Origin of the sequence: Pontibacter akesuensis, assembly GCF_001611675.1 — a bacterium.
GTDB lineage: Bacteria > Bacteroidota > Bacteroidia > Cytophagales > Hymenobacteraceae > Pontibacter > Pontibacter akesuensis.
In genome coordinates, this window is record NZ_CP014766.1 from 1,840,939 (window position 1) to 1,851,605 (window position 10,667).

7 protein-coding genes are annotated in these 10,667 nt (G+C 54.3%); 6 read left to right on the forward strand and 1 reads right to left on the reverse strand.

Annotation, left to right across the window (positions count from 1 at the left end; all coding sequences use genetic code 11):
* Positions 1 to 20 precede the first annotated feature (20 nt).
* From A0W33_RS07780 to A0W33_RS07805, 6 genes are all read left to right on the forward strand, one after another.
* Complete coding sequence (locus A0W33_RS07780) at positions 21 to 920, forward strand: DUF58 domain-containing protein (RefSeq protein WP_068837621.1); 900 nt, start codon at positions 21 to 23, stop codon at positions 918 to 920.
* 88 nt (positions 921 to 1,008) lie between these two features.
* The gene (locus A0W33_RS07785; RefSeq protein WP_068837622.1) at positions 1,009 to 1,743 is read left to right on the forward strand and encodes a class I SAM-dependent methyltransferase; all 735 of its coding nucleotides are present in this window, start codon (positions 1,009 to 1,011) and stop codon (positions 1,741 to 1,743) included.
* 82 nt (positions 1,744 to 1,825) lie between these two features.
* Complete coding sequence (locus A0W33_RS07790) at positions 1,826 to 3,337, forward strand: BatA domain-containing protein (RefSeq protein ID WP_068837623.1); 1,512 nt, start codon at positions 1,826 to 1,828, stop codon at positions 3,335 to 3,337.
* Positions 3,327 to 5,507: a DUF4175 family protein gene (locus tag A0W33_RS07795; RefSeq protein WP_068837624.1), complete on the forward strand. Its 2,181-nt coding sequence runs from the start codon at positions 3,327 to 3,329 to the stop codon at positions 5,505 to 5,507. The genes A0W33_RS07790 and A0W33_RS07795 overlap by 11 nt, the downstream gene beginning before the upstream one ends.
* A 456-nt stretch (positions 5,508 to 5,963) precedes the next feature.
* On the forward strand, positions 5,964 to 6,485 hold the full coding sequence (locus A0W33_RS07800; protein ID WP_229802097.1) for a DUF1905 domain-containing protein: 522 nt from the start codon (positions 5,964 to 5,966) through the stop codon (positions 6,483 to 6,485).
* Between the two features lie 12 nt (positions 6,486 to 6,497).
* Positions 6,498 to 8,300, forward strand: coding sequence for a hypothetical protein (locus A0W33_RS07805; protein ID WP_068837626.1), 1,803 nt, complete (start codon positions 6,498 to 6,500; stop codon positions 8,298 to 8,300).
* Positions 8,301 to 8,673: 373 nt separating this feature from the next.
* Here A0W33_RS07805 and A0W33_RS07810 read toward each other — a convergent pair whose 3' ends face one another.
* Positions 8,674 to 10,659 carry an OmpA family protein gene (locus tag A0W33_RS07810; RefSeq protein ID WP_082815166.1) on the reverse strand — a complete coding sequence of 662 codons (1,986 nt, stop codon included), beginning with the start codon at positions 10,657 to 10,659 and terminating at the stop codon, positions 8,674 to 8,676.
* Positions 10,660 to 10,667: the final 8 nt, after the last annotated feature.

The following is a 10,667-nucleotide window of genomic DNA, read 5'->3' on the forward strand; positions in this document are numbered from 1 at the left end:
TCCGACCAGAACAATAAATAATGGCAGACAACGCAAATAAATTCATCGACCCGAAGGTCCTGGCGACTATCAAGAACCTGCCGCTACTGGCTAAAACAGTAGTGGAAGGCTTTTTGGCGGGGCAGAACCAGAGCTTGCGGCGCGGCGCGGGGTTGGAATTCAGCCAGTACCGCAGTTACCAGCCGGGAGATGATTTGCGGCAGCTCGACTGGAAGATGTTTGCCCGCTCCGACCGCTACTACATTCGTGAGGCCGAGGTAGACACGAACATCACCGTGCGGTTTATATTGGATGGCAGCGCTTCGATGGGGCATGAAGACGGGAACGGCATCAGCAAAATGGACTATGCGCGTTTCCTGGTGGCTTCGCTGGCGTACCTGGCTACTACGCAAGGCGATGCGGTGGGTTTGTACGTGCTGCACGAAAACCAGCTGATCAACCTCACGCCCCGCTCCGATAACATGCACCTGCAGCGCTTCTGGCACCAGCTCACCGAAGTAAAACCGCAGGGGAAGTTTCCGGACGCGCAAGCAGCCGCCAACCTGTTTGCAGACCGACGGCAGAAAGAGCTGACGGTGTTTCTGACGGATCTGTATGAGCAGGAGGCGGAGATAACCGATTTGCTTTTCAAGTTGGGCGCGCAGCGGCACGAGTTGCTGCTATTTCACCTGATGAGCCGGAACGAACTCGAATTTGCGTATGACGGCACCCTGACATTTGAGGACCTGGAGACGGGACAGACGCTGCAGGTAAGCACTTCCACCCAGCGTAATACTTATTTGCAGCGGCTACAGGAGTGGCTGACCACAACCGAACGCGAGATGCGCAACCGCCAGATTGTCTACAACCAGTTTATCTCTGATGAACCGCTGGACAAAGCCCTACGGACTTTCCTGCAGCAACGGCTGGCGCATATTTGATTATTAATAATTGAATAACTGATTAATGAATCAGGCATTGACAAAGGAAAAATCTTATGTCTTACGTCCTGATACTTGTGTCTAGAAAATGAAAGACAACTTCTCCGGCCACGCGGCCGACTACGCGAAATACCGGCCAGAGTACCCGCAGGAACTGATCACCTACCTGGTCAGCCTGGCTCCTGCGCACCAACTCGCCTGGGACTGCGCCACCGGCAACGGACAGGTGGCAGGCATGCTGTCGGCATATTTTGCGGAAGTAGTCGCCACAGATATTTCAGAAAAGCAGCTTCAGAACGCGGTGCAGCAGCCGAACATCACCTATAAAGTGGAGCAGGCCGAGCAGTCGTCGCTGGCAGATGCTTCCGTGGATTTGGTGGTTGTGGCGCAGGCGGTGCATTGGTTTGAATTTGAAAAGTTTTACCAGCAGGTGAAGCGCGTGCTGCGGCAGGAGGGTGTGCTAGCGCTAATCGGGTATGGCCTGATTCATATCAACCCTGCTGTGGATGAGGTGATTCAGAAGCTGTATGGTGGAATTCTGGAAGGCTATTGGGACCCGGAGCGCCGTTACATCGACGAGGCCTACCGTACAATTCCTTTTCCATTTCAGGAGCTGGACATGCCGCCTTTTGAAATCAAGTATAATTGGACATTGGAGACCCTGCTGGGCTACCTGAACACGTGGTCGGCGGTGAAGCATTATGAGCGGCAGCAGGGACAAAACCCGGTACAACTGATCGAGCAGGAGCTTCGGGAGAAATGGGGCCAGCAGAAGCAGCAGGAAGTAAAATTCAACATCATCGCTAGAATAGGCAAAGTATAGCTATCGAAATTCAGCAATCAAATTTAAATTCGCTCATTCACTCAGTCGCTCATTCAAAATTCAGTCATTCAGTTATTCAAAATTGACCTTTCTCGCACCATACTGGCTTTTTGCAGCGTCGGCTATACTTGTCCCGATCGCCATTCACCTGTGGAACAAACGGCAGGGAAAGACGGTGAAGGTGGGCAGTCTTCGTTGGCTGGAGGCTTCGGCGAGCCAGCGCTGGAGCAGCATTAAACTGCACGATGTGTGGCTGCTGCTGTTGCGCTGCTTTATACTTATTTTGCTGGCGGTGGCGCTGGCGCAACCGGTGTGGGTGCATCAGCCAAAAGCACAGGGGCAAAAAGCAGTGTACGTGGGGCAGGAGCTGCTGTATAATTCAGCCAGGGAAGTCGTTCAGCCTATGGTGAATTCGCTGCTGCTGCGCGGCTACTCGTTGCACACTTTTACAGCAGGCTTTCCACAGATTCCGCAGGAGGCGTGGCAGCAGCTCAAGAACCGCACCCAGGACAGCACCTTCAGCAGCCACAGTAACTATTGGAGCCTGTTGCCTGCCCTGGCTACTAAATATGAAAACCCGCAGGACAGCGTCTGGCTCTTCACCTCCGACCAGCAACAGCACTTTGCAGGCACCAGGCCAGAAGCTCTGCCCGAAAACATCCGTTGGCTACCGATTGCCACCACCGCTACCGCCGATTGGCTGCAGGCCGCCGTGCAGACCAGCCCTGATAGCCTGCTGCTGCTCGTGGGCCACAGTACCCGCGAAGGCAACCGTTACAGCCGCTACCACACCAGTGCATCAGCACGAAGTATAGCGCTGCCAGATAAGCAGCAACTCCGGCTACAGCTAACCGGTGATTCGCTGCAGGCCAGCATCGGCAACAGCACCAGCCATGTAAAGGTGCAGACGGAGCCATTACAGGTCTCTATACTTGCCAGCAAGGCGCAGCAGGAAGAGGTGCCGTATCTGAAAGCCGCTTTACAAGCTATCGGCAGCTACACCGGCCAACCCATCAGCATCATAGCAGACACGGCTAAGGGAGACTGGGTGTTTTGGCTACAGCAAACCGAACTGCCGCAAAGTATAAAACAGCGCGTGCCCCAGGGCCTGCAGGTGTGGGTGCAGCCGGGGGCAGAATCATCCACACAAAAGGCAAGTATGGCGCTGGCAGATGGCAGTCAGGCGGCGGTGAAGCAGGTAAGTTTTGGAGGTGATGAGGCAGCTGGAGCAACAGCTTTGTGGGCAACTACAGGTGGAGAACAGCTGCTAAGCGCAGCGCAAATCGGTAAGGGCATGGTGTATACTTTCCGCAGTGGTTTTAGCCCCGCCTGGAGCGAACTGAGCCAGGGCGGAGCCCTACCAGAACTGCTGCTCCCGCTACTTTTCCAATCACCAAAAGCAACGCAACATGACCTCCGGGCGGTGGACGAGCAGCAACTGATGCCTCCTGTACGCACCTCCGTGGTAGCTGCCGTGGCACCTGAGGCACAGCGCGAATCGCTTCTGAAATGGGTGGTATTAGCCGCGTTTGTGTTATTTTTAATCGAGAGATTCATCGCCGGAAGGCGCAGCAAGTATAGCCATGGCAGTTGAGCAAAGCATCCATACCCTCCGCCAGATTCGCAGCCGTTACGTGCAGGCGAAGCTGTGGCTGTATGCGCTGCAGACATTCGCAGCCGCGGCCATCGGTTTTTCCCTGCTATATAAATGGCGTTTTGATGTTCCCGCTTTGGCAGTTGTAGCAATAACTATACTTGCAGGAGCTGTTTTGTACTTCGCGCTGCGCTGGAAGAGCGTCAGTCAAACCAACCTGAAGCAGGTGGCGCAGCACCTGAACCGGCAGTACCCGCAACTGGAGGATAGCACTGAATTACTCCTGCACGAACCTAAAAACCTACTACAGCGGCTACAACAGCAGAAAGTCGCGGCCATACTTCAAGGGCTGCATCCGGAGAACGAGAAAACATTTACGCTGCGCGGCACTGCTTCGTATGTGGCGCTTGGGCTGGCGCTGGTGCTCTCGCTGGGCATTTTATACTTGCCTGCAGCTCCTTTGCAAGCACTCAATTCCCCATCAGAAGTAAAGGTAAATTTCCCAAATGCACCCGCGGTCGCAGCTGACACAGCCACTGTGATCCTCAAAACTGACATTACCATTACGCCTCCGGCTTACACGGGTAAAAAATCCTACACGGCAGAATCTCCTAATCTTCGCGTTGAGGAAGGATCTACCATTACCTGGCGCATCCGCACCAACAGGCCTGCCAACGCGCTGCAACTGGAGCTAAACGAGCAGGAGCCACGTGCTTTTAAAACGGGGAAGGCTGGCTATACCTTCTCCCAAAGCTTCAGCCGCTCCGGGCTCTATACCATTAACCTGAACGGGCAGAAATCTACCTTTTATACCTTAGAGGTGATTCCGGACGAGGCACCGGCCATTCAGATCAGCAAACCTAAAGAATATACAGAGATCCGGCTGGGCGAGCCGCAGCGGGTGGTGCTGCAGGCAAAACTTTCGGATGATTATGGCATCCGTGAGGCAAGTATGATCGCGACCGTGGCAAAAGGCACGGGTGAGGCGGTAAAGTTTAGAGAAGAAAAGATCAAACTCAACCTCAGCGGAAACAGCCGCAACTACAGCGTGCAGCAGACGCTGGACCTGCAGAAGCTGGGCATGAGCTTTGGCGATGAGCTATACTTTTACCTGCAGGCTTGGGACAACCACCGCGGCTACACCCGCTCCGAAACATACTTCGTGCAGATCGAGGATACCACCATCGTAGAGGCAAATTTCGACATGACAGCCGGTGTGAACCCGGTGCCGGAGTATTTTCGCAGCCAGCGCCAGATCATCATCGACACAGAAAAACTGATTAAGGAACAGAAGAGCATCAGCCAGGCCGAGTTCCAGGAGCGGTCCAACAACATCGGCGTGGATCAGAAGCTGCTGCGCCTGCGGTACGGTAAATTTTTAGGGGAGGAGTTTGAAAGCGGTATCGGTCCGGGAGGCGGCATACCTGAGGGTGCAGAAGGGCATGAGGAGGCGCAGCACACTGCCGGAGACGGCCACGATCACCCTGAACTCGAAAATCAGAACAGCCCTGAGGCATTGCTTGACCCGTACCTGCACAAACACGACCAGGAAGGCGCCGCCACTATTTTCGAGCCAGCTGTGAAAGCGAAGCTGCAGGGCGCGCTGGCGCATATGTGGGAGGCGGAGCTGCGGCTGCGTACCTACAAACCCAAAGAGGCGCTGCCGTTCGAGTACAAAGCACTTCGCATGCTCAAAGATGTGCAGCAGTCGCAGCGGGCTTATGTGGCGAAAACAGGTTTTGAAGCGCCACCTCTTAAAGAGCCGGAACTTCGCCTGACAGGGGAACTGAACAAGATCACGCCGCTGAACGAGCGCAACACCATCAAGCAGGAGCAGCAGTTGGAGCATACCAAAGCGGCCTTGAACTGGCTGGCAAAGTATAAGCAAACCGGCAAGTATAAACCAGCCGACGCGCAATTGTTGGAGCTGGCAGGACAGGAAATGGCAGCTCAGGCGCTTAATAAACCAAGCAAAAACCTTCGGGCGCTACAAGACCTGCGGCAGCTGATCTCAGAAGTAAAAGCGGGAGAAAAGCTGTGTGCTTCGTGCCTGATAATGATGGAGCGGGCGTGGGTAACGCTGCTGCCTCCAGCCGAGAAAACGCCGCAGCCGGGACAGGTGGTGCGCAGCAAGCTGGCACAGGAGTACATGGAGCGGCTTAGGCGGTAGGCTTTGTCGCTGACGCTCGCAGGAGCTGCGCACGCTGCGAGGTTTTGGTTTGGGAGGGATGTTCAGCAGAGTTATAAACATCCCCCTACCCCCTTCAAAGGGGGACCTAGTATAACTTGCATAGCAAAGGCTATGGCTAACTGAACTGATTCCAGTCCTTGGGTTGAGCGCCTTGTAATTGATGCGGTGCCCGAAGGGCAGCCTGCAGCGAAGCGATGGCAGCTTCAATTGCACAGCGCGATACCCGAGGACGAGGCCCCGCGGCCGTGAGCGCTCCAAAGCAAGAAGTGAAGCAGTAGGTGATTGGGAACTGGAGGATAAACGGCAGCTAGAAAGAATAACTTAGTTCAAGTTAAGGCAAGCAGTGGCTATGGAAGTATAGCAGAAGCAGAAGCAGTCGCAGGCACAAGCGGACGCTTGCGCCAAGCAAAGCCTCAAGAATAAACGGCCATTTAAATGAATGAGCAAAAACTAAGTATGATCCAGTTTCAGACACATATTCGACTCCTCCAACACCTGCCGAGGATGCACTACCTGGAGGTGCCGCAGGAGGTAGTGCAGCAGCTGGGTACGCTGAAAATACGCCTGCATTGCACCGTCAACCAAAAGCTGAAATTCCAATGCGGCTTAATGGCTTTGGGAGAAGGAAAAGCCTACATCAGCATCAGCAAGAAACGCATGCAGGAAGCAGGCATCAAACTCGATGACACGGTAGCGGTAATGCTGCAAAAGGACAATAGCACGTATGGCACCGAAGTACCCGCCGAGATGGAGGAATTGCTACAACAGGATGAGGAAGGAAACAGACGTTTTCAACGATTGAAGCCGGGCATGCAGCGCTACATGCTACACCATGTGGCTGGCGTGAAGAGCGTGCAGTTGCGTGTCGACCGAGCCGTTACATTAATTGAGAACCTGAAAAAGCTGCCTGAGGGCAAGGAGAATTTCCGCGCGATGCTGGGCCTGCCGCCGCGCTAATTTATTTATATTATGACCTACCTTCCCTGGCTTATTGCGCTACCCGTTATCCTGCTCCTGCTGTGGCTGGCGTGGCGAAGGCCTAACCGCCAGCGCCTGTCCTGGCGACTGCTGGCTAGCGCTGTGGCAAGCATCAGTTTGGTGCTGCTGGTATTTCCGCCAGCTACGCAGCAAGCGATCAGCCCCGGCACTGCCATCCTTTTAACAGAGGGCTATAATTCCGACACCTTAGATGCGCTCCTGCAAGAACTGGACGCAAAGCCGCAGGTGTATACTTACAACACGAGCTCTAATGCTGACGCTCTACCGCTGGCGTCTTTACACAACTTGCGCCAGCAACAGCCGGGCCTGCAGACACTGCATTTACTCGGCTATGGTCTGGAGGAAGCGGAACTACAGCAACTGCAAAACCTGCACGTGCTGCCGCACTTAACGCCTGCTCCGGCGGGTGTACAAATAGTAAGCTGGCCGCAACGTATCAACCTAGGAGAGGCGGTAGAGGTGACGGGCAAGTATAAAGCAGCAGGTAAAAATCAGGTAAAGCTATACTTGCACGCAGGCGGCAAAGCTCAGGATTCTATAGAGGTGCAGGCAGACAGCACCGCCACCTTTCGCCTCCGCTACACGCCAAAGCTGTCTGGGCGCTTCACGTACACACTAGTAAGTAAAGCCGATGAACAGCGCGACACGTTAGGGCAGGTGCCAGTGCAGGTAATCCCGCAGCAGCCGCTGGGCGTGCTTCTGCTGGCTTCTTCGCCCAATTTTGAGTTTAAGTTTCTGAAGAACCATTTGGCACAGCAACAGCACAAGGTAGCCTTGCGCACCTCCATCAGCAAAGACCTGGGTCAATCTGAATGGCTCAACATGCCCCGCACCGACCTTAGCCGCATCACCTCCAAACTATTGCAGAACTTTGATGTGGTGATCACAGAGCCGGAGGCGCTGCAGAACCTTAGCGCTTCTGAAAGAAACGCGCTGCAGCAGGCTGTGACGGAAAATGGTTTGGGCGTGCTCACCATTGCCTCGGCACCTCCCGCTTCTCGTACCACGGCTTTCTTCACTGGCTTCCAGACGAAGCGCCTCTCGCAGCAGGACACCCGCCGCACACGCGCCTCCTGGGCAACCAATAGCACCGCTGATGCCATGGCCGCACCTTATGCGCTTGTTCCCACCACGGCGGTAAAGAGTTTAGTGACGGAGCAGGAAAACAGCTTTCTAGCCGGAGTAAAACGCGCTGGCTGGGGCAAAGTGGCGATTAGTTTCGTGCCGCAGACATTCCCGTGGCAATTGGAGGGTAAGGACGCGACGTACGCCAGCTACTGGGCAAGCTTGTTATCAGCGGTAGCAAAAGAAGAGGTGCGGGAGAGATTCTGGCAGGTAACACAGCCGCAGGCACCACACCCAAGCAAGCCGGTTATACTTGCTTTTACAGATTATACCTTGGCAGCGAACGCAGCTGTTCCAACAGCTACTGTTACTTCCCTCACTGATTCGGCAAGTATAAACCTGCCGCTGGCGCAAAACCTGCACCAGCCGGAGCAGTTCAGTGGCACGTTCTGGCCCCGCCGCAGTGGCTGGCATCAGGTGCAAACAGCCGGTGCTGCGCCCTTCTACTTCTTTGTACAGGATTCCGCTGCTTGGGAATTTGAAAGTATAGCCGCACGAAAAGCTGCCGTGGAAAGCTTTGTAGCGCAGCAAAGTATAAATCCTGCCGATACCGCTGTAGCTTTTAAAGACGAGCCTATGTCACTGATCTGGTTCTTCCTGCTGTTTGTGCTGAGCAGTGGTTTTCTGTGGCTGGAGGAGAAGTTGTAAGACATTAAGCGTGCGCAGTTCCTGCAAGTGTCTGGGGCAAGGCGAGCTACTGTGAGGTTTCAGATGTTAAGCCACACCCCTCCAGGGAAGGGAACTGGATAAGACGAAATAAGTATAAATTGTATTACTACTGTCATCTTGAACGCAGTGAGAGATTTATTTAGAATTTCAGGTAGATCTCTACAGCTACGCTGGCTCTCTTCGGCTCACGCCTCAAGAGTATTCGAGATGACAATTGTAAAGATCATAGTAGGGAAAGTATAGCTTCGCCGTCTTAGAAACACCATCAACCCTCTAAAAAGCCAAAAAGGGGCAGCAGGAAAATGATACCTGCTGCCCCTTTTGTACTCGCCAAAGCTATACTTATAGCGCGCTATTTTAGAATCTTAAATTCGGTGCGGCGGTTTTCCTGGTGCTGGTCTTCGGCGCAGGACACGCCGTCCTTGCACTTGTTAATCAGCTTTGTTTCGCCATAGCCTTTGGCGACCAGCCTGTCGCGCGCAATGCCGTTGGAAATGATGTAATCTACAGCCGACTGTGCCCGCAACTGCGACAGCATCTGGTTGTAGCGGTCTGTCTGGCGGCTATCGGTGTGGGAACTTAGCTCGATGCGGATGCCTGGGTTGTCCTTCAGCGTTTGCACCAGTTTGTCCAGTTCTCTGGCAGCCTCGGGCTTGATATTGAACTTGTCCAGATCATAGTAGATGTTCTCCAGCACAATGGGCTTGTTTGGCGTGTCGCGCAGGAAAATCATCTCCACCTTCACCGAGTCGGTGTTCAGACGGCAGTCCGGCGATACTACCAGCGACTGCGTAAGGTATTTTGGCTTGCTGCCCCGCAGGTTATACTTCATACCTGCCTTCACCGGAAAGCTGAAGTTGCCATTGGCATCGGAATATACTTCTATCGCCTGATCAGAGCCATCTTCATACAATTGCAGCAGCACACCTGGCACCGGCACTTCAATCTTTTTAGTGGTGCCGCTCTGCGCCAGCCGCTCAATGGTGGTGCCTGTCAGCGTGCATGGTATTCTAACCTCTTCAAACCGCAGGATATCATCAAACCCATTGCTGGAGAGGCGGCTGGAGGAGAGCATTCCTTTGGTGCCGCTGCTGTCCATGGCTATGCCAAAATCGTCCTGAGAGGTATTCAACGGGTACTTCAGGTTTACTACTTCTGTCCAGGCACCGTGCGTGCCAAGTGCTTTGAACAGGTCCAGGCCACCCATGCCGATGTGCCCGTCGGAGGAGAAGTACAGATAGCCGTCCTTGCCAAGGCTCACGAAGCTTTCGCGCCCGCTGGTGTTGATTACCGCGCCCGCGTTCACAGGCTTGCCCCACGAACCGTCTGCCTCGCGCGCACTAAAGTATACATCCGTTTCGCCGTATCCGCCGGGCATATCCGACACGAAGTATAGGATTTTTCCATCCGGAGTGATGGCGGGATGTCCTATCGAGAACTCATCGGTGTTGTTATACTTAAACGCCTGCACGTTCTCCCATTTGTCACTTCCCTTGCGCCTGGCCGTATAAATGCCGTGGCGGTTGGTGTGAGTACCGTTGATGCTGCCCTTAAACCAGCTGGTCGGGTCGCCGCTCGATACATTTACCTTTCGTTTTACAACATGGGTGCGGGTAAAGAACAGCATCTGCTCCTTGTCCAGGTAATCTGCCGGGCCGTTGTGGTACGCCGTGTTGATGGATGACGGCAGCGGGGCTGGCGTAGCCCAGGTAGTATCGGAGGTGGCCTGGGCAAAGTACATCTGTATAAAGCCGTTGCCCGTCCAGTTGTTGCGCTCCGTCTGCTGCCGCTTATCCGACATTAGCCTGTCAGAGGCTAAAAACAGGCCGTCTTTTATGCGCACCGGGCTAAACTCAGCTCCCTCTGAGTTGAGGCTGCGCAGCTGTTTCAGTTCAAAGGGCTTCGGGTTCTTCATCCAGACCATGGCCGTGTCGCAGGAGGCGGCCATGCGCAGGGCCAGCGTACTCTGCGAAGGCACTTTGCGGCCATATTCCAAAAACAGCTGCTTCGCCTTATCGTAGTTGGCGTTGCGCTTTGCGGCCTCAGCATAGAGGTAGATGTTTGATGGGTCGGCGCTCGGGAAGCCTATGGCCTGGGCATACCAGAACTCTGCCTCCTTGCTGTTGTTGAGGATGCGGTAACTGTCGGCAATGCGCTGCACCACGGCCAGGCTTGGCTCACCGCTTTCCAGCACTTTTTTGTAGGCTTCCAGTGCCAGGCTGAATTCAAAATTGCTGAAGTATCTGTCGGCCTGCTTCGTGTCCTGCGCCAGCACAGCCGAAGGCCCTGCGGTTACGAACCAGAGCAGCAACAAGACAAAAGTAAACTTACGCGTCATAAAGGATG

What these genes read in the sequence shown, in the direction of transcription:
- A0W33_RS07810 (WP_082815166.1), bottom strand. Translation starts at nt 10,659, where the DNA reads ATGACGCGTAAGTTTACTTTTGTCTTGTTGCTGCTCTGGTTCGTAACC.
- A0W33_RS07780 (WP_068837621.1), top strand. Translation starts at nt 21, where the DNA reads ATGGCAGACAACGCAAATAAATTCATCGACCCGAAGGTCCTGGCGACT.
- A0W33_RS07805 (WP_068837626.1), top strand. Translation starts at nt 6,498, where the DNA reads ATGACCTACCTTCCCTGGCTTATTGCGCTACCCGTTATCCTGCTCCTG.
- A0W33_RS07795 (WP_068837624.1), top strand. Translation starts at nt 3,327, where the DNA reads ATGGCAGTTGAGCAAAGCATCCATACCCTCCGCCAGATTCGCAGCCGT.
- A0W33_RS07785 (WP_068837622.1), top strand. Translation starts at nt 1,009, where the DNA reads ATGAAAGACAACTTCTCCGGCCACGCGGCCGACTACGCGAAATACCGG.
- A0W33_RS07800 (WP_229802097.1), top strand. Translation starts at nt 5,964, where the DNA reads ATGAATGAGCAAAAACTAAGTATGATCCAGTTTCAGACACATATTCGA.